The organism is Syntrophotaleaceae bacterium, from assembly GCA_041390365.1.
Classification (GTDB): Bacteria; Desulfobacterota; Desulfuromonadia; order Desulfuromonadales; family Syntrophotaleaceae; genus JAWKQB01.
Window position 1 is genome coordinate 763,537 of sequence record JAWKQB010000001.1, and the last position, 22,116, is coordinate 785,652.

17 protein-coding genes are annotated in these 22,116 nt (G+C 58.0%); 15 read left to right on the plus strand and 2 right to left on the minus strand.

The window, feature by feature from the left end:
- Positions 1 to 40 precede the first annotated feature (40 nt).
- On the plus strand, positions 41 to 1,333 hold the full coding sequence (locus R2940_03645) for a hypothetical protein (protein MEZ4598868.1): 1,293 nt from the start codon (positions 41 to 43) through the stop codon (positions 1,331 to 1,333).
- A 78-nt stretch (positions 1,334 to 1,411) separates the two neighbouring features.
- Entirely contained in the window at positions 1,412 to 1,891 is a 480-nt protein-coding gene (locus tag R2940_03650; protein ID MEZ4598869.1) for a Zn-ribbon domain-containing OB-fold protein, read from the plus strand.
- 342 nt (positions 1,892 to 2,233) lie between these two features.
- Here the strand turns inward: R2940_03650 and R2940_03655 are convergent, their stop codons facing one another.
- Both R2940_03655 and R2940_03660 read right to left on the minus strand, forming a co-directional pair.
- Positions 2,234 to 4,183 carry an acetoacetate--CoA ligase gene (locus tag R2940_03655; protein MEZ4598870.1) on the minus strand — a complete coding sequence of 650 codons (1,950 nt, stop codon included), beginning with the start codon at positions 4,181 to 4,183 and terminating at the stop codon, positions 2,234 to 2,236.
- A 329-nt stretch (positions 4,184 to 4,512) separates the two neighbouring features.
- Positions 4,513 to 6,324, minus strand: a complete 1,812-nt coding sequence (locus R2940_03660; GenBank protein MEZ4598871.1) for a sodium:proton antiporter — start codon at positions 6,322 to 6,324, stop codon at positions 4,513 to 4,515.
- Between the two features lie 232 nt (positions 6,325 to 6,556).
- On the opposite strand from R2940_03660, the gene prfB reads away from it, so the two are divergent.
- The 13 genes from prfB to msbA all read left to right on the plus strand — a co-directional run bounded on the left by prfB (position 6,557) and on the right by msbA (position 22,106).
- Positions 6,557 to 7,652, plus strand: a protein-coding gene (gene prfB, locus R2940_03665; GenBank protein ID MEZ4598872.1) for a peptide chain release factor 2 whose coding sequence is annotated in 2 segments (ribosomal slippage) — positions 6,557 to 6,625 and positions 6,627 to 7,652 — 1,095 coding nt in all. Because the reading frame shifts where the segments join, the coding sequence is not laid out codon by codon here.
- A gap of 145 nt (positions 7,653 to 7,797) precedes the next feature.
- Complete coding sequence (lysS, locus tag R2940_03670) at positions 7,798 to 9,282, plus strand: lysine--tRNA ligase (GenBank protein MEZ4598873.1); 1,485 nt, start codon at positions 7,798 to 7,800, stop codon at positions 9,280 to 9,282.
- A 61-nt stretch (positions 9,283 to 9,343) separates the two neighbouring features.
- On the plus strand, positions 9,344 to 10,597 hold the full coding sequence (locus R2940_03675; GenBank protein ID MEZ4598874.1) for a lipoprotein-releasing ABC transporter permease subunit: 1,254 nt from the start codon (positions 9,344 to 9,346) through the stop codon (positions 10,595 to 10,597).
- Positions 10,598 to 10,717: 120 nt separating this feature from the next.
- Positions 10,718 to 11,407 (plus strand): ABC transporter ATP-binding protein, encoded by a 690-nt coding sequence (locus tag R2940_03680; GenBank protein MEZ4598875.1) that lies wholly within the window; start codon positions 10,718 to 10,720, stop codon positions 11,405 to 11,407.
- Between the two features lie 103 nt (positions 11,408 to 11,510).
- Entirely contained in the window at positions 11,511 to 13,757 is a 2,247-nt protein-coding gene (gene bamA, locus R2940_03685) for an outer membrane protein assembly factor BamA (GenBank protein MEZ4598876.1), read from the plus strand.
- A gap of 108 nt (positions 13,758 to 13,865) precedes the next feature.
- Positions 13,866 to 14,390 carry an OmpH family outer membrane protein gene (locus R2940_03690; protein MEZ4598877.1) on the plus strand — a complete coding sequence of 175 codons (525 nt, stop codon included), beginning with the start codon at positions 13,866 to 13,868 and terminating at the stop codon, positions 14,388 to 14,390.
- Positions 14,391 to 14,448: 58 nt separating this feature from the next.
- On the plus strand, positions 14,449 to 15,480 hold the full coding sequence (lpxD, locus tag R2940_03695; GenBank protein ID MEZ4598878.1) for a UDP-3-O-(3-hydroxymyristoyl)glucosamine N-acyltransferase: 1,032 nt from the start codon (positions 14,449 to 14,451) through the stop codon (positions 15,478 to 15,480).
- Between the two features lie 6 nt (positions 15,481 to 15,486).
- On the plus strand, positions 15,487 to 15,930 hold the full coding sequence (gene fabZ / locus R2940_03700) for a 3-hydroxyacyl-ACP dehydratase FabZ (GenBank protein ID MEZ4598879.1): 444 nt from the start codon (positions 15,487 to 15,489) through the stop codon (positions 15,928 to 15,930).
- Between the two features lie 168 nt (positions 15,931 to 16,098).
- Entirely contained in the window at positions 16,099 to 16,869 is a 771-nt protein-coding gene (lpxA, locus tag R2940_03705) for an acyl-ACP--UDP-N-acetylglucosamine O-acyltransferase (GenBank protein MEZ4598880.1), read from the plus strand.
- A gap of 36 nt (positions 16,870 to 16,905) precedes the next feature.
- The gene (locus R2940_03710) at positions 16,906 to 17,853 is read left to right on the plus strand and encodes a Gfo/Idh/MocA family oxidoreductase (GenBank protein MEZ4598881.1); all 948 of its coding nucleotides are present in this window, start codon (positions 16,906 to 16,908) and stop codon (positions 17,851 to 17,853) included.
- Between the two features lie 113 nt (positions 17,854 to 17,966).
- Entirely contained in the window at positions 17,967 to 19,118 is a 1,152-nt protein-coding gene (locus R2940_03715; protein MEZ4598882.1) for a DegT/DnrJ/EryC1/StrS family aminotransferase, read from the plus strand.
- A gap of 49 nt (positions 19,119 to 19,167) precedes the next feature.
- Positions 19,168 to 20,349 (plus strand): lipid-A-disaccharide synthase, encoded by a 1,182-nt coding sequence (gene lpxB / locus R2940_03720; GenBank protein MEZ4598883.1) that lies wholly within the window; start codon positions 19,168 to 19,170, stop codon positions 20,347 to 20,349.
- Entirely contained in the window at positions 20,346 to 22,106 is a 1,761-nt protein-coding gene (gene msbA / locus R2940_03725; GenBank protein MEZ4598884.1) for a lipid A export permease/ATP-binding protein MsbA, read from the plus strand. Before lpxB ends, msbA begins: the two co-directional genes overlap by 4 nt.
- Positions 22,107 to 22,116 lie beyond the last annotated feature (10 nt).

A 22,116-nucleotide genomic window follows, 5' to 3' on the forward strand; every position in this document is an offset into this window, starting at 1 on the left:
CGGAAAATGGCCGCCGGCAGAAAACAGAAAGGGAAAAACGATGCGGCCAGTCTACATGATTGCAGGGGGGATCACCCGCTTCGCCAAGGCGCGGCCGGAAAAGGATTTCCGGGTGATGGTCAAGGAAGCCTTCGACTATGCCATGGGGGATGTTCCCGACCTTTCCAGAGACGCCATCGACGGCAGCGTCTGTTCCTATTTTTCCGATCACTTTACCCGCCAGCTCAAGGCGGGGGCGATGGTCCAGGATTATCTCGGACTCTGCCCGAAACCTTCCCGCCGCATCGAGGGTGGTGGCGCCACCGGCGGGCTGGCTTTCCAGTCCGCCTGGGAAGCTGTGGCTTCCGGCCGGATGGAGGTCTGTCTGGCCATGGGTTTCGAGACCATGAGCCGGGTCAACACCTGGAAAGGCAACGAGTTTATTGCCCTCGCCTCCGACACCAATTTCGACTTTCCGGTAGGCGGATTCTACACCGGCTACTACGCTATGATGGTGCGGCGCCACATGCACGAATTCGGCACCAGCGTCGAGCAGATGGCGCGGGTTGCAGTGAAGAACCATGCCAACGCCCGCCATAATCCCTATGCCCAGAGCCCGGGGCTGCTGACCGTGGAACAGGTCCGTTCTTCGCCCCTGGTCGCCAGTCCGCTGACGGTTCTCGACTGCTGCCAGATGTCCGACGGTGCAGCCGTCGTGCTGCTTGCTTCGGAGGCCATGGCGCAGCGGCTGGACTGCCGGCCGGTGAGGATCACCGGCATCGGCAGCGGCACAGACGCCATGCGCATGGCCGATCGGCCCCGCGGACCGGTTCCGCTGCTGCCCCACGAAAAGGCCGGGGACTACGCCGATCTCGGATATCCGGGCGTCCACTCTTTTCGCGGCGGACGAACGGCGGCAGCACTGGCCTACAGGATGGCCAGCATCACCGATCCCGGCAAGGAGCTGAATTTCATCGAACTCCACGATGCCTATACCTCCTCGGAGATTCAGACCTATGAAGACCTCGGCCTCTGCCGTTATGGCGAGGGGGGACGTTACGTGGATTCCGGGGCGCCTTTCATGCCCCATATCGATTACGGTTTGAAATTTAACGATGAAAAGCCCTGGCCGAATCTTCCGGTCAATCCTTCCGGCGGTCTTCTGGCCTGCGGTCACCCTGTCGGCGCAACCGGTTTGATGCAGGCGGTGATGGCTTTCTGGCAGTTGCAGGAAACCGTGGGAAAACATCTGGGGGACGACACCCTGCAGCTGGACCATCCGAAACGGGGCCTGATTCACAGCCACGCCGGGACCGGAACCTATATCACCGTGTCTATCCTGGAACGGGTGTGATGTCGAAATCGTACTCGTACTCCCTCCCAAAGGGACGGTACTCGTACGAAAAACAGACCTGGATGAGAGAGTGTGCAAATGAATAAAAAAATCAAATTACCCGAGAACGAAGAAGGGACTATTCTCTTCAACCTCGACCCGATCATCGTCAAGGACCACTACGAGATCGATTATCTTCATTCCTATGCCCAGGACTCCCCCTTTTTCGCCGGTCTTGCCGCCGGGAAGCTTCTTGGGAGCCGCTGCAACGCCTGCAGCACCACTTATGCGACACCCCGCAGCCACTGCATGGAATGCGGAAAACCGACCGAGTGGGTCGAGCTTCCGCTCGAGGGAAAGGTTCACACCTTCACGACCTGTTATTTCGGGGGGGAGGCCTTTCTGAAAGAAACGCCCTTCACGTTGATTCTGGTCGAATTCGAGAGTGTCGATACCCTGTTTCTTTCGCGCCTGATCGGGGTCGAGCCGGATGAGGTGGAGATCGGGCTGCCGGTCAGGGCCCGCTTCGTGCGCAACAGCAAGTTCAAGGCGACGGATGTGTATTTTGTACCAGGTTAATCAAAACCAGCGGGCTTGTGCTGCACCATGAAAATCGCGGGTTTGCGTCCCCGCACCATCAAAACCGCGGGGTTTCGTCCCCGCACGACGACTTACTCTTTTGATGCGCGTCAAAAGAGTAAGCAGAAAAACGCGCCCCGGCTCCTTGCCCGCCTGTGGCGGGTCCCCTGCGCGGAGCAGACGTCGGGCGGGCGGAAAAAAACTCGCTCGCTTTGCTCCCTCAGACAGTTTTTCCGCCTTTTCCGCCCGCCGTCCACTCCGCTCCGGCTGCGTCACAGGGGAAAGAAAGTCAAAATCTTTTTGGACCTTGGACCTTGGACCTTGGACCTTGGACCTTGGACTTCAGCTTTTCAACTCCTCCAGATCCCGGTACAGATCCAGCGCTTCGGGATTGGCCAGGGCTTCCCGGTTTTTGACCTCTTCTCCGTGAATGACCTTTCGGACCGCCAGTTCCACCTTTTTCATATTGATGGTATACGGGATATCGGCCACGGCGATGATTTTTGCCGGGACGTGTCGAGGGGTGAGGTTTTCGCGGATGGCTGCCCGTATTTTTTCCCGCAGTTCTTCGGTCAGCGAGTTCCCTGCGGCAAGGCGGATAAAGAGGATCACCCGCTCGTCTCCTTGCCACCGCTGCCCGACGGCCAGACTGTCGGAAATCTCCGCGAGGGAATCCACCAGCCGGTAGAGTTCGGCCGTGCCGATGCGCACTCCTCCCGGATTCAGGGTGGCATCCGAACGGCCGTATATGATCATTCCGCCCGTGTCCGTCAACCGGCACCAGTCCCCGTGTGCCCATACACCGGGGAACCTCTCGAAATAGGCTTTTTCATATTTTGTACCGTCGGGGTCGTTCCAGAAATACAGCGGCATGGAAGGGAAGGCCGCGGTGCAGACCAGTTCTCCGGGCTCCTGGTTCGTGGGTCGCCCTTTTTCATCAAAGACCTCGACCCGCATTCCCAGCCCGCGGCACTGGAGTTCACCCCGATATACGGGCCCCAGGGGATTGCCCAGGGCGAAACAGCCGTTGAGGTCGGTTCCGCCGGAGATGGAGGCCAGCTGCAGATCGGGTTTGATGTTCCGGTAGACGAAATCGAATCCTTCGGGGGGCAGAGGGGATCCGGTGGACAGAAGGGTTCGCAGAGAATCCAGGCGGTATTCCCACCCGGGCCGAAAACCGCTCTGTTCCAGAGCGGTCAGGTAGCGCGCGCTGGTCCCGAAAATGGAAATCCTTTCCTCTTCGGCCAGCTCCCAGAGAGCCCGCGGATTCGGATAAAAAGGATCGCCGTCGTAAAGGACCACCGTAGCCCCGACGGCCAGGGAGCTGATCAGCCAGTTCCACATCATCCACCCGCAGGTGGTGAAATAGAAAATGCGGTCGTCCCGCTTCAGGTCGGTGTGGAGGATCAGTTCCTTGAGGTGATTGACCAGAATCCCTGCAGCGCCCTGGACCAGACATTTCGGGGGGCCGGTCGTGCCGGAGGAATACATGATGTACAGGGGATGGTCCGCGGGCAGCTGGGCAAAGCAGAGGGCGGGAGAACCCGTACGGATGAAGTCGCCGTAAAGCATTGCGTTGGGGATGTCGCTGATGCGCGGCGCCTTGTGCAGATAGGGAACCACGACAACTCTATCGATGGAGGGGATGCCGTTCGCAATTCGCCGCACCCGGTCCAGTGAGTCGTGGGTGATGCCCCGGTAGCGATAGCCGTCGGCAGTGAAAAGTATTTTCGGTGCAATCTGGCCGAAACGGTCGAGCACCCCTTGAAGACCGAAATCCGGCGAGCAGGACGACCAGGTGGCGCCCAGACTGGTTGCCGCCAGCATGGCGATGATCGTTTCCGGCAGATTGGGCATGAAACCGGCAACCCGGTCTCCCGGTGCCACCCCTGTTTCGCACAAAGCTCCTGCCACCGAGGCCACCCGATCCGCCAGTTCGGAATAGCTCATCCGCAATGCCGCATGATTCTCATCACGGAAGATGATGGCGGTCTTTTGGTCGCGAAACCGCAGCAGATTTTCGGCGAAATTGAGCCGGGCTCCTGCAAACCATCGGGGCCCCGGCAGCCGGTACGGATCATCCACCACCTGCTGATATTCTCGCGAAGCGGTGATTTCGCAAAACCTCCAGATGGCATCCCAGAAGCTGGAAATTTCGGTGACGGACCAGGTGTACAATGGTTCATAAGCGTGGAATGAGGTGCCGTGCCGTTCATTGACAAAGTCGAGAAAACGGGTCATGGAAGATCCGCAGATCCTTTTTTCGCTCGGAATCCAGATCGGTTTTTTCATGGGGGATATTCCTGGCTTTGGACATCGGGTTTTTCTTTTATTAGATTTTACCTCCTCTGGCACAAGCCGCCACCGGATCGGTTCAGGAAGATGGTACCCTGGCTCACTGTTCAAATGCACAGCCGGGTTATGATCGTATGGCGCATGTTTTTTACGGAAAGCCACGTGGCGGGAAAGGACTGCCGGGACTATATTTACAAACACAAGGACCAATCGTTACGGGTTGACGAAAAGGTCCAAACCTCCATCTTTTGGCGCGTTGCCTTTCCCTCCTGAGCAGCGCGTCTTTTTTTTGTGCATTTTCCGGTTTTTTCAGAAATACAGACAGGTCAGGCGGAACTGTCCGCACCCCCGGTTTTCACCAGGCTGATGATCGACCAGCCCACCGCCGGGGCAATTTGCCGCTCGACGGTAAACACCTGTGCCCGCCCCTTGGGATCCAGGGCGAACAGCAGCAGGGCTTTCTGCCCGGTTTTCTCCAGGAAATCGTTGAAAGTAAAGGTTTCCGTCAGTTTGGTAGTGCGGATTTCCGCTCCCTGGGCAAGCATCTCCGACAGCGCGGCATAGGTGACCTCCTTCCCGAACAGGGTAAGCCCCCGTCTCCTGGAAGTCACCTTGTATTTTTCCGATACCTTTTCATCTTCCTTTGACTGCAATACGAAGACGTTCGCCGGTCCGAATTCCATGCGAAAGTGCATCACGGCCGCGACATTGAAATTCTCTCTCGAAGTGAGGGCGAGCATGCGCCCGATGCCGACCAGATCCAGGTGCCGTTCGGCGTGCTCGGAGATCGGATTGCCGAAATAGGCGGGTAGTCCGTCCAGCTTCGCCTTGGCGATTTTGTCCCAGTCCGTATCGGTAAGAACGACGGGAAAATCATTTTGACGCAGGGCTTTTGCAATAGTCCGGGCCACCTCGTTGGCACCGATGACGAGAAAGCCTTTCGGCTCCGGTTCTGCCACGCCCAGCCATAAAGCCAGTGGACGGGCGGTGAGGCTCTGAAGCAGAACGGTGCCGATGATGACCATGAAGGTCAGGGGAATCAGCAGGGAGACTCCGGCCATTCCCATCTGCTCCAGACGCAGGGCAAACAGGGCCGAGATGGCGGCGGCGACGATGCCGCGGGGAGCGATCCATGAAAGCAGATGCCGTTCCGGCCAGGAAAGTTTCGATCCGACCGTAGAGAGCATGACGCAGGCGGGGCGGGACACGAACTGGATGGCCAGGAAAACCCAGACGGCTGCCCAGCCCAGATCCTGAAAGGCGGCGAATTCCATGCGGGCGGCGAGAACGACGAACAGCACGGAGATGAGCAGGATGCTCAGGGTATTCTTGAAATTGAGAATGCCTTCCACCTCGACCCCTTCCATGTTCGCCAGCCAGATGCCCATGACCGTGACCGTGATCAATCCCGATTCATGCTGAATCCAGTTGGACAGGGCGAAGGCACCGAAGACCAGAGACAGGACGGTGACGTTGTGAAGAAATTCCGGCAGCCAGTGATTTCTGAGAGTCAAACCGAAAAAATAGCCGCCCAGGACACCGAGGAGTGAACCGGTCAGGACGATCTGCCCGAAGACCTGAAATGTATGTCCCAGAGCCTGCTGCCCCCCTCCGGAGATGATGAATTCGTAAACCAGAACCGCCAGCGCTGCGCCGATGGGGTCGTTAAGGATCCCTTCCCACCGCAGGACTTTGGCAACCGCCGGGGTCGGCCGTACGGTCTGCAGCATGGGCATGATGACGGTGGGACCCGTGACCACCATGATCGCGCCAAAAAGAAAGGATGTGCCCCAGGGGAAGTTCAGGACATACCGCGTGGCCAGGGCGGTGGTCAGACCGGTGACCAGGATGCCCAGTGACACCAGATTTCTCACCACCGCCTCGATGCCGACGATATCCCGGAAGCGGAGGGTCAGGCCCCCTTCGAACAGGATGACGGCAACGGACAGGGAGACAAAGGGGAAGAGAAGGTTCCCCAGCAGCTGGTCTGGATTCAGCAGGCGAAAAACAGGCCCGAGCAAAATCCCCGCGGTCAGAAGAAAAATGATGGCCGGCAGCCTCGATCGCCACGCGAGCCACTGGCAAAGACTGCAAAGAACAAAAATGCCGGCCAGAAGGTAGAGGATGTTTTCGACCAAGGTCTTGCTCCGAATTTCAGGGGGCGATGATCGTCGATCGGTGTGAATAGTCAAAACCCGGGATGGGAATTACCTGCATTTATAACACTGAGTGGACTGCTTGACAGGCAAGACGGTTCTCCGAGTATGAAACTGTGGTTATGAACAGTCAAGAAATTCGTAAGTTACGCTTGCCGAATCCGTAGCAACCCGCTATACTCGCCGACCTGAAAATCGATCAAGGAGACGGGATATGTTTCGTGAAGAAAGTGAAACTCTTGAACAACTGAAGATCAAGCTCGAAGAGCTGAGGGGGTATCTTTGACGTACCAGGCAGGAAGGAGCGGATCGCCGAACTTGAGGCGGAGATCGCCCGACCCGGCTTCTGGGATCAGGGGGACAAGGCCCAGGAGTTGCTGAAGGAGCGGACCGGGGCGGAAAAAATCGTGGAAAATTGGGAGAAGGCGACCCGGGAACTCGACGACCTGCTGGTGCTGGTGGAACTGGGAGAGGAGAGTGAGGACGAGGAGACCCTTGCCGAAGTGAGGGAACTTCTGCCGGCGCTCGAACAGAAAGTGGGCAAGATGGAGTTTGCCCGCATGCTGTCCGGGGAACATGATCCGAACAATGCCATCTTCAGCATCAATGCCGGCGCGGGAGGCACCGAGGCCCAGGACTGGGCCGAAATGCTGCTCCGCATGTACCTGCGTTTCTTTGAGAAAAAAGGCTTCAAAGCGGAAATCACCGACTATCAGCCCGGCGAGGAAGCGGGCATGAAGAGCGCCACGGTGACGGTGGAGGGGGACTACGCCTACGGCTGGCTGCGTTCGGAGATCGGTATCCATCGTCTGGTACGCATCTCCCCCTTTGATTCCAATGCCAGGCGCCACACCTCCTTCTGTTCGGTTTTTGTTTTTCCCGAACTCTCAGACGAGGTCGAGGTCGAGATCAACGAAAAGGATCTCAAGGTCGATACCTACCGGTCCAGCGGCGCCGGCGGCCAGCATGTCAACAAAACCGATTCGGCGATCCGTATCACCCATATTCCCAGCGGGATTGTGGTTGCCTGCCAGAATGAACGGTCCCAGCACAAGAACCGGGCCACCGCCATGAAACAGCTCAAAGCGAGGCTCTACGAGGAGGAGCGGCTGAAGAAGGATCAGGAGGCTGCAGCCATCGCCGGCGACAAGAAGGAGATCGGTTGGGGCAGTCAGATCCGCTCCTATGTGCTCCACCCCTATCGAATGGTCAAGGACCATCGGACCGCCTTCGAGACGGGCAATACCGATGCCGTTCTCGACGGCGAGCTGGAAGGTTTCATCGAGGCCTTTCTGCTCAAGGGATCATGAGCCTGCAGGTGATGGAGAAGGACCGTCAACAAGGGGTTTGAAGGGGGCCTTTCCCCTTGACTTGCCCGGTCCCTTTGTTTAAGGTGCCTTGTTTAAAACCCAAAAGCGGATCCGGTTGCACGGGGCAAAGAAAGGCGATCAAGACATGGAAGAATTGAGTGAAATTTTGTTGCAGCGTCGGGCAAAGCTCGACGAGTTGCGTTCTCTGGGCGCCAACCCCTATGCCAACGATTTCCCCGTCACTCACAATACGGCCGATGTCAAGCAGGCTCACGGCGATCAGGACGCGGCGGAAATGGAGCATTGCGGCGAAAATTACTGCCTGGCCGGGCGCATCATGGCCCGTCGCGATTTCGGCAAGGCCGCCTTCATCCAACTGTCCGACCGCAAGGGACAGCTCCAGGTGTTCGTCAGCCGCGATGTCGTCGGCGAGGAAGGTTTCGTCCGGTTCCGCAAGCTGGACATCGGCGATATTGTAGGCATCACCGGCAGACCTTTCCGCACCAAAACCGGCGAGCTTTCGATCCGGGCCGACTCCATCCGTCTGCTGACCAAATCGCTGCAGGTTATGCCGGAAAAGTGGCACGGTCTCACCGACGTCGAAACCCGCTACCGGCAGCGTTACCTCGACCTGATCGCCAATCCCGAAGTGCGGGAGGTTTTCCAGAAACGCAGCCGTATCGTCAGTCTGATCCGTGATTTCATGGTCGCCCATGATTTCCTGGAAGTGGAAACGCCGATGATGCAGCCCGTGGCCGGGGGAGCCACCGCCAAGCCTTTCGTGACCCATCACAACACCCTGAAGATGGATCTGTTCCTGCGCATCGCCCCGGAACTCTATCTGAAGCGGCTGGTCGTGGGCGGCTTCGAGCGGGTCTTCGAAATCAACCGCAATTTTCGCAATGAAGGGATCTCCATTCAGCACAACCCCGAATTCACCATGATGGAGTTCTATCAGGCCTACGCCACTTATGAAACACTGATGGATTTCACCGAGAAGCTGATCTGTCATGTGGCTGAAAAGGTCTGCGGGGGGCTGGTGATAACCTATGGCGGGCGCGAAGTCGACCTTACTCCGCCCTGGGACAGGCTGACCCTGAAGGAATCCATCGTCAAATACGGCCGGATTCAGCCGGAGGTTCTGGATAACAGGGCACGGGCGCTGGATTACGCCCGGGATCTTGGTCTGGATCTCGACGACGGCATCGGCCACGGCAAACTGCTGACGGAAATATTCGACGAAGTGGTCGAACCGCAGCTGTGGAATCCGACCTTCATCACCCAGTACCCCACGGAAGTCAGCCCCCTTTCCAGACGGAACGAGGCGGATCCCGAGGTGGTTGACCGGTTCGAACTGTTCATCGTCGGCCGGGAACTGGCCAACGCCTTTTCGGAACTCAACGATCCCATCGACCAGAAAGAGCGTTTTTTGCAGCAGTTGGCGGAAAAAGAGGCAGGAGACGAAGAAGCCCACGCCATGGACGAAGACTATATCCGGGCGCTGGAATACGGTTTGCCTCCGACGGCGGGCGAGGGGATCGGCATCGATCGCCTGGTCATGCTGCTGACCGACTCGGCCTCGATCCGCGACGTGATCCTCTTCCCGCAATTGAGACCGGAAAGTAAGTAGAGAATTTGCTGGGGCCAGGTTCACCCCCTCACCCCTCACTCCTCACACCTTACGGGTTTATATGGGCTACGAGTGGTTCATAAGTCTGCGCTATCTGCGGGCCAAGAGGAAACAGACCTTCATTTCGGTCATCTCCTTCATCTCCATCGCCGGTGTGACCCTCGGGGTGGCCGCCCTGATTGTGGTCCTCGCGATCATGACCGGGTTTCACGACGGCGTCCGGCAGCAGATTCTGGGCAATGTCCCCCATGTGCTGGTGCAGCGCCAGGGGGGGAACATCGCCGATTATCCCGCTCTGGTGGATGACATCCGCGAAGCCTCCCCGCATGTTGTCGCCGTGACCCCCTTCGTGGCCAAGGAAGCCATGCTGCTGGCCCGAAACAACGTGGCGGCGGTCAACGTCAAGGGGGTGGAGAAGGGCAACAAGATATTCCGGCAGTCCTTCCTCACCGAAGATGGCGCCGACGTGCAGCAGGCCCTGTTCGGTGGCGGGAGCGGTCTGCCCGGTATCGTCATCGGGCTGGACACGGCCGCCACCCTGGGCGTTTCCGTCGGCGACAAGGTTAACGTCATCCCCCCCATGTTCACCATCACCCCCTTCGGGCTCATCCCCAAGATGAAACCCTTCAGGGTGGCCGGCATTCTGAATAGGCAGGGCGGGTTCCTCGATACCTTCTATGCCTATATCCCCCTTCGCTCGGCGCAGGAGTTCTTCGATGCCTCCGGTGAGGTCAGCGGCATCGAAATCGAGGTGTCCTCCTTCGATCAGGCCACAGTAGTGACCGGACAATTGCGGGAGATCCTGGGTTTTCCTCTTGTCGTGCGCTCCTGGCAGGACCTGTTCGGGTCCTTTCTGTCCGCGCTCAAACTGGAAAAACTGGGACTGTTCATCGTCCTGGGCATCATCGTGCTGGTTGCCGCCTTCAACATCGCCACCACCCTGATCATGGTGGTTATGGAAAAGCACAAGGATATAGCGATTCTCCGGTCCATGGGCGCCAAGGCCCGTAGCATCATGAAAATATTCGTTTTCGAGGGACTCGTCATCGGCACCCTCGGTACCGGGCTCGGAGCCCTGCTCGGCGTGGTGCTGGCAAAGCAGGCGGATCCCATCATCAAGGGGCTGGAGCGGATGCTGTCGATAAGGATTTTCGACCAGGCGGTCTACGGCATGGACAAATTTCCTTCCGTGGTCAACCCGGAGGACGTGATAGCCGTCGTCATTGTCGCCATGGTCATCTGCCTGTTGGCGACGATCTATCCCGCCTGGCGTGCCTCCCGCATGGACCCGGGAGAAGCATTGAGGTATGAGTGAGAAAACCTGTGCTTGTTGCTGGTCGCTCGTTGCTCGTAAAAACAGAGAGATAAACCAGTTTCTGACAGGAGTTGCTGGTTTTGCCAGCCACCAGCCACTCGCCACGATTCAGGATTTTCTATGATCGAAGTCGTCGATTTGAATAAAAGTTTCGTCAGCGGCCAGCGCCGGGTTGATGTGCTGAAGGACGTCAACCTGCAGATTGCTGCGGGAGAGCGCGTCGCCGTGGTCGGTGCTTCAGGAGCGGGCAAGACGACACTCATGCATATTCTGGGAGGTCTGGACCGGCCCGGGACCGGCAGCGTCCGTTACGATGGGCGGGATATTTTTTCACTGAAGGGCGAGGTTCTCGACAACTTCCGGAACCAGACCATCGGATTCGTCTTTCAGTTTCATCAGCTGCTGCCGGAATTCACCGCTCTGGAAAACACCATGCTGCCTGCCCTGATTGCCGGGAAATCCCAGCGGCAGGCAGCAGAGCCGGCTCGGCGGCTGCTGCAAGAAGTGGGACTGGGAGCGCGGCTTTCCCACAAGCCCGGGGAGCTGTCCGGAGGAGAACAGCAGCGGGTGGCCATCGCCCGGGCTCTGGTCATGGAGCCACAGGTTCTGCTGGCCGACGAACCCACGGGAAATCTGGACAGCGGCACTTCCGACGAAATCTACAATCTGCTGCGGGAGGTGCATGGGGCCCGCAGGCTGACCATGGTCATCGTCACCCACAGCACCACCCTGGCCGAACGCCTTGATCGCATCATTCCCATGGAGGACGGCCGGGTGGTCGAGTTCCAATCCCGAAAGGGCCTGCGGTAAAGCCGGAGCCCTGGATCACCCGTAGAATTGAGTTTACAGTACCGAAGGCTTTCCTTATAATTTCGTTTTTTCGTGCGATTGTTCTGACGGAGTGGAACAACTTATGCCCAGGTTGTTGGTGTTATTGTTTTTGCTGGTGATGCTTGTGCCGCAATCCCTTGCGGCCCGTTTCTATCAGGTGGAAAATCTCGACATCGAGGGAAACAAGCGGGTCGAAGAGGGGTATATCAAGTCCCTGTTGTCGGTTAAACCGGGGGGAGCCGTTTCCACCGAAGAGATCGACCAGGACATACGGACCCTTTTTGCCACTGGCCGGTTCGAGGATGTGGCCGCGGAAATCGTCGAACGGAACGGGCAGAACATACTGGTCTACAGGGTGGAGGAGAGACCTCTGCTGCGGGAGGTGGTATTTTCCGGCAACAGTGAAATCAAGACCGACAAGCTCGGCGAACTGATCAATGCCAAGGGCGTCAATTTTTTTCGTCCGCAGCTGCTCGACGTCTGGATCAACACCATCAAACGGGCCTATGTCGAGGAAGGCTATTATGCCACCCAGGTAGAGCCCCAGGTCGACGTCAACCAGAGAAACGAGGCCACCGTGACTCTGGCCATCGACGAAGGGGAGCAGGTCTTCGTCGAGGAGATCCGTTTCGAGGGAAATACGGTTTTTTCCGACAAGGAGATCAAGAAGGCACTTCTCACCAAGGAAAAGTGGTTCCTTTCCTTCATCACCGGCCGGGGTGCCTACAAGGAGGACATGCTGGCCGTCGATCAGGATATCATCGCCGACCTCTACTACAATCAGGGGTATATCCAGGTCAAGGTCAAAAAGCCTCTGGTCACGCTGCAGGACGATCAGGAATCGATGGATATTCTGTTCGAGATCGAGGAAGGCCGGCAGTTCCGTATCGGCGATGTCGGAATCCAGGGAGATCTGCTGCTTCCCAGGGAGGAGCTGATGACCCGCCTGACCCTGCAACCGGGAGAAGTGTTCAGTCGCAAAGAACTGCGGGAAAACATCGCCAAACTCACCGATCTCTACGCTGATGAGGGATACGCCTTCGTCAACGTGACCCCACAAACTGAAGTTCAGGAGGAAGCCCAGAGGATCGATGTCACCTTTGAGGTCGAGCAGGGCTTGCGCGTGATTATCGGGAATATCAGCATTTCGGGGAATACTCGCACCCGCGACAAGGTGCTTCGCCGGGAGATGCTGTTGGCGGAAGGCGATTTCTACAGCGCCGGAAAAATGAAGTCCAGCCGGCGCCGGATCAATAACCTCGGTTTTTTCGAGGAGGTCAATCTGACCACCAGCCGCGGGGCCAATGAACGGTTTATGGATATCGAAATCGACGTCAAGGAAAAGCCGACCGGCAGCTTCAGTGTGGGCGCCGGCTTCTCCTCCGTCGACGGCTTGATGATGCAGGGTTCCCTGTCCCAGGACAATTTCCTCGGTCGTGCCCTGCGTTTCGATCTGGCCGCCTCCCTCGGTGGCCGCAGCACCACCTATCGCCTTGGCCTGCTCGATCCCTATTTTCTTGACAAAAACCTCGGTCTGGGGGGCGATATCTACAAAACCGAACGGGAGTGGACCGATTTCGAGCGTAAAGCTACCGGTGGAGACATCAAGCTCCAGATTCCGCTCACTGAAAACCTCAAGAGCTTTTTCGTCTATCGGTACGAGGACAAGGAAATCAAGGATGTCGACGAGGATGCCTCCGAACTGATCAAAAGTGAGGAAGGAAAGAGTAGCCTGTCCTCCATCAGCGCGTCCCTGACCCGCAATACAACCGATTATCGACCGGACCCCACAACCGGGAACATTACCGAACTGTCCATCGAGTTCGCCGGGCTGGGCGGATCGGAGCGTTTCGTCAAATACATCGCCGACCACCGGTATTTCTATCCCCTGCCTTTCTGGAGTCTGGTTTTTTCCGCGCGCGGGCAGATCGGTTATATCCAGGAAATGGGCGGCAGGGACATTCCCCTCGACGAGCGGTTCTTCCTTGGTGGGCTCAGCTCTCTGCGCGGTTTCGAGTCTCGTGAAGTCGGTCCTCGTGACGATGAGACGGGTGACTTCTATGGCGGCAACAAGGAAGCTTTTCTCAATCTGGAACTGATCTTCCCCCTGGTGAAGGAGATGAATATGAAGGGGGTGGTCTTTTTCGACGCCGGCAATGCCTGGGGGACCGAGGAAGATTTTTTTGACGAATTACGTTACAGTGTCGGCGCCGGAGTTCGGTGGAACAGTCCGATGGGTCCATTGCGCTTCGAATGGGGATACAATCTCGATCCCAAGGACTACGAAGAGTCTTCCGTTTTCGATTTTTCCGTCGGAAGAATGTTCTGATCCCGGCTTTCAGCAAGCTTTGTTTCCTCGCTCTGGCGGCCCCCTGGCGGCCGAGCCCCGAAAAAACCTGATTTGAAACACCGAACAATAACATTCAAGGAGTGTGTCATGCGAAAAGTGCTTGGTTCCATCGTCGCCCTTCTGCTTCTGGTCGCGGCTCCGGTTTCCGCCGCCGAGTTGAAGATCGGTTATATCGATCTGCAAAAGGCTCTCAACCTTTCCGAGGCGGGAAAAGTTGCAAAAAGTCAGATAGCCGAAAAGGTCAAGAAATTTCAGGGGACCATCGAAAGCAGACAAAATGAGCTGAAAAAGCTCAACCAGGAGATGGAAAAACAGAAAATGGTTCTTTCGGCCGAAGCCAAGGCTGAGAAGGAGCGCGATTACCAGCAGAAGATCAAGGACTATCAGCGCTTCGCCAAGGACGCCCAGGAAGAGCTGCAGCAGGAAGATGCCCAGGCCACTCGCAGCATTCTGGAAGATCTGTTCAAGGTGGTCAAGGATATCGGCAACAAGGGGAAATACACCATGATCCTGGAAAAGACCGAAAGCTCGGTTCTGTATGCGGATGATGCCATCAACCTGACCGACGAAGTCATTGCCGCATACAACAAGGTCTACAAAAAAGGCAAATAAAGATCGGCTGGCCATCATTTTTTGGCTTCCCTTCAATAGGATCAAGAAAGGAGCGATCGTGAAAACCCTTAAGGAACTTGCCGATCTGGTCGGCGGTTCGGTGAGCGGGGACGAGAGTCTCGAGATTCACCGGGTTGCGGCCATCGACAGCGCGCAGCCCGGGGAGATCACCTTTCTCGCCAACCCCAAGTATCTGCCGCTGCTGCAGACCACCCGGGCCTCCGCCATCATCGTTCGGCCCGAGGTGGATGCATCCGGGCGAAACCTGCTGAAATGCGACAACCCCTATCTGGCTTTCGCCAAGGTTCTGACGACGCTCCACGTCCGGCCTCCCGAGGTCAGGGGGATCATGCCCGGAGCCTGTGTGGATGCCGATGCGCGGATCGCCGAGGGGGCCACTGTCTACCCAGGTTGCGTAGTCGGCAAGAATGCGGTGGTGGGAACAGGAACGACCCTGTTCCCCGGTGTCATCCTCTACGATGATGTTTCCGTGGGAGAAAACTGCCTCATTCATGCCGGAGTCGTGATCAGGGAACGGTGCCGGGTCGGCAATCGCGTCATCATTCAGCCCGGTGCCGTGATCGGTTCCGATGGATTCGGATATGCTCCCGACGGAGAAGGTTACTTCAAGATCCCCCAGGTCGGCATCGTGGTCCTGGAGGACGATGTCGAAATCGGAGCCAATACCTGTCTGGACCGTGCGGCCATGGGGGAAACCCGCATCGGTCGCGGGACCAAGGTCGATAATCTGGTCCAGCTGGCCCATGGGGTCAAAGTCGGAGAACATTCGATCCTTGTCGCCCAGGTCGGCATTGCCGGAAGCACCACTATCGGCAATCGTTGTACCCTGGGAGGGCAGGTCGGTGTTGCCGGTCACATCAAGATTGGCGATCGAACCATGATCGGCGCCCAGTCCGGGGTGGCCAACAACATCGAGGGGGGCCAGATCTATTCCGGTTCCCCCGTCATTCCTCACAAGGACTGGCTGCGGGCATCCATGACATTTGCAAAACTTCCTGAAATGCGCCGGGAGCTGACCCGTTTGCGCCGTCAGATTGAAGAATTGGAAGCGTTGGTCAAGGAGGGTTAGAGGACAATGGAGCTTTCGACGCTGGATATCATGAAAATTCTGCCCCATCGTTATCCTTTCCTGCTCGTCGACAAAATCGTGGAGCTGGAGGTGGGGACCAGGGCGGTCGGGATCAAGAACGTCACCATCAATGAGCCGTTTTTCCAGGGTCATTTCCCCGGGCATCCCATCATGCCGGGGGTGTTGATTATCGAGGCACTTGCCCAGGTCGGAGGTGTGACGGCCTCCCTGAATGAAAAGGACGCCGACGACAAAGTGACCTATTTCGTCGGTATTGACAAGGCCCGGTTCCGAAAACCTGTGGTGCCGGGCGATGTGTTGCGTCTGGAAATGAACATCATCAACTGTCGTCGGGGCATCTATTGCTTTGATGGCAAGGCCTTCGTCGGACAGAAACTGGTTGCCGAAGCCGAACTGAAGGCGACTTTTGCGCCGCGGGAACAAGCCTGATGCTTTCGCAAGAGAGAAAAAAATAGCGATGGCCGAGCAAAAAATGCCACATGCAAGGCACGCATTGCCGAGGACTGAGGCGTACTCGGGTTCGCCTTAAAGACGAGAGCACTTGCAGCAACGAAGCAGTTGGTAAGATTTTGCGAAGCCGGACAATCCTGAGGAAATATGATACATAACACAGCCATAGTTCATGAAAACGCCCGGATCGGCAAGAATGTCGAGATCGGCCCCTATGCCGTCATCGGCGAGCATGTCGTGATCGGCGATGGAACCCGCATCGGAGCCCATACGGTGATCGAGGGCTGGACCGAAATCGGACGGGACAACCGCATCTACCAGTTCGCATCGATCGGCGCCGATCCCCAGGATCTGAAGTTCAGCGGGGAAAAGTCCCACCTTAAGATCGGGGACCGCAACATGATCCGGGAATTCGTCACCCTGCATCGCGGGACCACCGAGGGCGGTGGCATGACGGTCATCGGCAGCGACAGCCTGCTCATGGCTTACTCGCATGTCGCTCACGACTGCATCCTCGGAGATCGGGTGATTCTGGCCAATGCAGCGACCCTGGCCGGTCATGTCCGCATCGATGAGTATGCCATCCTCGGTGGACTCTGCGCGGTGCACCAGTTCACCCGGGTCGGCTGTCACGTCATGGTCAGTGGCGGAGCCATGGTGACCCAGGACATCCCCCCCTACACCATCGCCCAGGGGGACCGGGCGAAGACCGTGGGAATCAACCAGGTCGGACTGAAGCGGCGAAATTTTTCAGAGGAGGCGATTCGGGACATCAAACAGGCCTATAAGCTGGTCTTCCGGTCGGGCCTGCGCATGGAAGATGCATTGGCCCAGATCGATGCGGAGATGGAGAACAGCAAGGAGGTGGCCGTTTTCACTGCATTCATTCGAGAAAGCGTGCGGGGGGTGGCGCGCTGACCGGGATGTGATTTTTTTTAAGTATGGGGTGGCTGGATGAACAAGTTTCGGGCGGCCGTCATAGGCACGGGATACCTTGGCCGGTTTCATGCTCAGAAATATGCGGCACTGGATGAGGTCGAACTCGTCGGAGCCGTCGATATCGACAGGGAGAAAGCCGCTGCAGTGGCTGCCGAAACCGGGACAACGGCCTACCGGGATTACCGCGACCTGCTCCACAGCGTGGATATGGTCTCCATCGCGGTGCCTACATCCGCCCATTTTCAAGTGGCCAGCGATTTTCTCGATGCCGGATGTCATGTGCTCCTTGAGAAGCCCATCACACCGACTTTGGATGATGCGGACAAGCTGATCGCTCTGGCCAAAAATCGGGGTCTGGTGTTGCAGGTCGGCCATCTGGAACGCTTTAATCCCGCTGTCCTCGCCCTGCAGGACGAACTGACCCGCCCGATGTTCGTGGAATCCCACCGGCTTGCGGCCTTCCGGCCCCGGGGAACGGATGTCAATGTGGTATTCGACCTGATGATTCACGACATCGACATCATTCTCACCATGGTTCACTCCCCGGTCAAACAGATCAGCGCCGTCGGGGTGCCGATTCTGTCGGATGAAGTCGATATCGCCAATGCCCGGATCGAATTCGAAAACGGCTGCGTGGCGAACGTGACGGCGAGCCGGGTCAGTCGGCAGGCGATGAGGAAGATCCGGATTTTTCAGTCCGATGCCTATTTCTCCATCGATTACGAAAAGCGGAAAATCTCCGTTTGCCGAAAGGGCGGGGCCGGGATCCCGGTTCCCGGACTGCCCGGCATTATCATCCGGGAAAAGGAATTCGGTGATGGCGACAGTCTGATGGCCGAGATTCGCTCCTTTCTTAATGCCGTCAAGAGCGGAAGCCCGCCCGTCGTCAGCGGTGAAGACGGCAAAAGGGCGCTTGAACTTGTGCTGGAAATCAGCCGAAAGCTGGGAGCCAGCCGGACTTGACCCGGAAGGCCAAGGCAATATCGGATTTCAACCTGTCCCAGGCGAGGCCATAGCCGCGCCTGTTTTTTTGAACTCAACGGGCCTGTCGCGGCTCCAAACCGGCGAGGTTTTTCATGCAGATCCCCATGGTTGACCTCAGGGAACAGTTCCTTCAGCTCCAAGATGAGATCGAATACGGTTTCAGGGACGTTTTCGATTCGATGCAATGTATTCTTGGGCCGAATGTAACAGCCCTGGAAAAGGAGATTGCCGCATTCTGCGGACGTCGCCATGCCATCGGCGTCGCCTCCGGGACCGATGCCCTGCATCTGGCTCTGCTGGCCGCTGGAATCAAGGCCGGGGATGAGGTCATCACCTCGCCCTTTTCTTTCATTGCCACTGCGGAAGCGATCTGCTATACCGGTGCGCGGCCGGTTTTCGTCGATATCGACCCGCAGACTTTCAATCTCGACCCCGATCTGGTGGAAGCGGCTGTGACCGACAGGACGAGGGCGGTGGTGCCGGTCCATCTTTTCGGACAACCGGCGGCCCTGGGGCCTCTGCTGGATATCTGCCGACGGCACGGATTGCGCATGGTGGAAGATTGCGCCCAGTCCTTCGGGGCTGAATACCGGGGCAAAAAGACCGGTGCCTGGGGAGATGCGGGGTGCTTTTCCTTTTTTCCCAGCAAGAACCTCGGCTGCTACGGGGACGGGGGAATGATCGTCACCGACGACGACGCTCTGGCGGCAAGCGTGCGCATGCTCCACAACCATGGCAGTCGCGAACGATATCATCACAGTGTGATCGGTTTCAACAGTCGGCTGGACGAGGTTCAGGCGGTTGTGCTGCGTGCCAAGCTCAAGCGGGTTGAACAGTACAATGCGGCCCGGCGCCGTCACGCCGCTTACTACACCGAGCGGCTGCAACAGGAAGGAGTCCGGACCCCGGTCGAAAAAACCGAAGGACGGCACGTCTATCATCAATACACGATACTCTGCGATCGGAGGGGAGATCTGGCCCGGGCGCTGGCGGATCAGGGCATTGCCTCGGCGGTCTATTACCCCGTGCCCCTGCACCGTCAGGAGGCTTTGAGAGAATACTGCGGATCCCAGTCCCTGCCGATAGCGGAATTGTGTGCTGACCGGGTCTTGTCCCTGCCCATGTATCCGGAATTAAAGGAAGAACAACTCGAGCGGGTCTGTCAGGCGGTTTGCAGATTTATACGGGGAGCATCGGCAGAAGCTGCGATCAATGCCGGAAAATCATTCTGCCGGGAAGAATGACGGCTCAAATGTCCGGTTGCATTCCATCCCGTCAACCGGTGGTTTCAGTATGGTGAAAAGCGGTACAGGAAAACGGACGGCCATGATCGTGACCGGGGAAGCATCCGGCGATCTGCATGGCGGAAAACTGATTGAAGCGGCCGGCAGGATCGATCCCGACCTGACATTTTTCGGGGTTGGAGGGCCGTGCATGCGACAGGCAGGATGCGAAATCGTCCTGCCGGCGGAAGACCTCGCCGTCATGGGGTTTGTCGAAGTCCTCGGCCATCTCCCGACCCTGTGGCGGGCTTTCCGAAAACTCAGAGGGTTGCTCTACGGAGACAGGCGCCCGGATGTCCTGGTCCTGGTCGACTTTCAGGAATTCAACCTGCTGCTGGCCCGGGCGGGGCGCAAAGCCGGGATACCGGTTCTGTTCTTTGTCGGCCCGACGGTCTGGGCCTGGCGAAGGGGGAGGGTGAAGCATTTCGCCCGGGCGGTGGACCGCCTGGCGGTCATCTTCCCCTTCGAGCCCGACTACTATGCCGGGGAAGACATCGAGGTCCGGTATGTCGGGCATCCCTTGCTGGACGAAGTTCAGGTAACCTGCGATAGAAACCGGTTCCTGGAGCGGATCGGCCTTGACCCGGCGCTGCCGGTGGTGGGGCTGTTCCCCGGCAGCAGAAAAAGCGAACTCAGATACAATCTGCCGACCATCCTGGAGACGGCAGCAGCGCTTCGAAACAGGTTTCCCGAAGTTCAGTTCGTGATGCCGGTGGCATCCTCTTTCAATCCCGAGGAGATCGACCACTATCTGGGGGACAACCCCCTGGCCATCCGGAACCTGCGGGAGAATGTCTACGACGTGGCCAACGCCTGCGACGCCGTCCTGACCGTTTCGGGGACGGTGACGCTCCAGGTCGCCCTGGTCGGGACCCCCATGGTCATCCTGTACCGGATGGCGCCTCTGACCTATGCTGTCGGCAGACGGGTGGTCAAGGTGCCCCACATCGGTCTGGTGAACATTGTTGCCGGCCGGGAGATCGTGCGGGAATTCGTGCAGCAGCACGCTATTGCGGCAAACCTGGCGCAGGAAATCGAAACAATTCTTCGTGACCGTCAATACAACAGTGCCATGCGCCGCAATTTGGAGCAGGTGCGGGCACTCATGGGCGAACCGGGCTGTTCCGAACGGGTAGCAAAAATGGTCATCGAACTCAGCCTGTGTCACGCAAACAAGGAGCAGCAGATTTGACCAGCAGCGTCAAGGGCCTTTATCGGCGACTCTATGATTACTCCCGCCCCTACATCTGGCGGGTGCTTCTGGCTTTGGGTGGCGCGATCATGGTGTCGGGGTCCGATGTTGCCCTGGCCAAGCTGGTCAAACCCTTCGTCGACAGGATTCTGATCGGAAACAACTGGTCCCTGGTCAACCTCGTTCCCGTTCTGGTCATCGGCCTTGCGGTGATCAAGGGCAGCGGTCGCTATATTCAGGAATATTTCATCAAGACCGCCGGGCAACTGGTCGTTCAGGATATCCGCAACGATCTTTATCGCCACTCCCTGTCCCTGTCCATGGGCTACTACTCGCGCAGTTCCACCGGCAACGTCATGTCCCGGATTCTCAACGATGTCGGGGCTTTGCAGCGGTCCGCCGCCGACGTCCTGGTCGACGGCACCCGGGAAGGCCTGACCATGGTCGGGCTGACCGTCGTCGCCTTCATGAATGACTGGCGATTGGCGCTGGTGGCGTTCGTCGTGCTTCCGGCGGCCGTACTCCCCGCCTCCATCCTCGGCCGGCGGATCAAGGTCAACACCCGCCGCAGCCAGAGCGCCATGGGGGACCTGACCCGGGCGCTGCAGGAGGCTTTGGCCGGAATCAAGGTGATCAAAGCTTTTGGCACAGAAAAGCATGAGGAAAAGCGGTTTTTCGGGGAGAACGACCGTTTTTACCATTTTCTCCGAAAAGTTCTCAAATACGATTCGGCGGCCGCCCCGGCGGTGGAGATTCTCGCTTCCCTCGGCGTTGCCGCCGTTCTCTGGTACGGCGCCCATCGAGTCCTCTCCGGCGCCATGACCGAGGGCGACCTGACCTCCTTCCTGGCGGCTGTCGTGATGATGTACACCCCGGTCAAGCGGCTGACCCGGGTCAGCAACACCATTCAACGTTCCATCGGCGCCGCCGAGAGGGTTTTTGAGTTGATGGACGAGAAACCCGAAATCGTCGATTCACCCACGGCCAGGGAACTGCCGAGATCCTCCGGCCGGATCACCTTCGACCGTGTCGAGTTCGCTTATGAAACGGATCCGGTGCTGAAGGAGTTTTCCCTCGACATCCAGCCGGGAGAAGTCGTCGCCCTGGTCGGTCCCAGCGGGGGTGGCAAGTCGACGGTCATCGGCCTTCTGAACCGTTTTTACGATCCCCAGAGAGGACGAATTCTGATTGACGGCCAGGATTTGCGCAGCCTGACCCTGGACAGTCTGAAGAACAACATCGCCCTGGTGGACCAGGAGACGTTCCTGTTCAACGACACCATCCGCAACAACATCCGCTATGGGCGCCCCGACGCGGAGGACCGGGAGGTCCTCGAAGCCGCCCGGCAAGCCTTTGCCGATGAATTTATCCGGGCGTTGCCCGGGGGGTATGATAACGTTATCGGTGATCGCGGACTGCGCCTTTCCGGTGGCCAGCGGCAGCGGATCTGCATCGCCCGGGCGATTCTTCGCGACTCTCCGGTTCTGCTGCTGGACGAAGCCACCAGTGCTTTGGATACGGAGAGTGAAGCGATGGTGCAGAAGGCGCTTGCCAATCTGATGAAAAACCGGACCACCATCGTCGTGGCCCATCGTCTGTCCACCGTCATGCATGCCGACAAAATTGTGGTCCTCGATGATGGACAGATTCGCGAAGTTGGCCGGCACGCCGAATTGCTGCGGCGTGACGGTCTGTACCGGCGACTTTACGAGATGCAGTTCAAGGACGAATCGGACGTGGCTGACCGGTCGCTTTGACCATAGGTCG

What these genes read in the sequence shown, in the direction of transcription:
- R2940_03690 (MEZ4598877.1), top strand. Translation starts at nt 13,866, where the DNA reads ATGCGAAAAGTGCTTGGTTCCATCGTCGCCCTTCTGCTTCTGGTCGCG.
- lysS (MEZ4598873.1), top strand. Translation starts at nt 7,798, where the DNA reads ATGGAAGAATTGAGTGAAATTTTGTTGCAGCGTCGGGCAAAGCTCGAC.
- R2940_03715 (MEZ4598882.1), top strand. Translation starts at nt 17,967, where the DNA reads ATGCAGATCCCCATGGTTGACCTCAGGGAACAGTTCCTTCAGCTCCAA.
- R2940_03675 (MEZ4598874.1), top strand. Translation starts at nt 9,344, where the DNA reads ATGGGCTACGAGTGGTTCATAAGTCTGCGCTATCTGCGGGCCAAGAGG.
- bamA (MEZ4598876.1), top strand. Translation starts at nt 11,511, where the DNA reads ATGCCCAGGTTGTTGGTGTTATTGTTTTTGCTGGTGATGCTTGTGCCG.
- lpxA (MEZ4598880.1), top strand. Translation starts at nt 16,099, where the DNA reads ATGATACATAACACAGCCATAGTTCATGAAAACGCCCGGATCGGCAAG.
- R2940_03645 (MEZ4598868.1), top strand. Translation starts at nt 41, where the DNA reads ATGCGGCCAGTCTACATGATTGCAGGGGGGATCACCCGCTTCGCCAAG.
- R2940_03655 (MEZ4598870.1), bottom strand. Translation starts at nt 4,183, where the DNA reads ATGAAAAAACCGATCTGGATTCCGAGCGAAAAAAGGATCTGCGGATCT.
- R2940_03650 (MEZ4598869.1), top strand. Translation starts at nt 1,412, where the DNA reads ATGAATAAAAAAATCAAATTACCCGAGAACGAAGAAGGGACTATTCTC.
- R2940_03680 (MEZ4598875.1), top strand. Translation starts at nt 10,718, where the DNA reads ATGATCGAAGTCGTCGATTTGAATAAAAGTTTCGTCAGCGGCCAGCGC.
- R2940_03710 (MEZ4598881.1), top strand. Translation starts at nt 16,906, where the DNA reads ATGAACAAGTTTCGGGCGGCCGTCATAGGCACGGGATACCTTGGCCGG.
- fabZ (MEZ4598879.1), top strand. Translation starts at nt 15,487, where the DNA reads ATGGAGCTTTCGACGCTGGATATCATGAAAATTCTGCCCCATCGTTAT.
- lpxB (MEZ4598883.1), top strand. Translation starts at nt 19,168, where the DNA reads ATGGTGAAAAGCGGTACAGGAAAACGGACGGCCATGATCGTGACCGGG.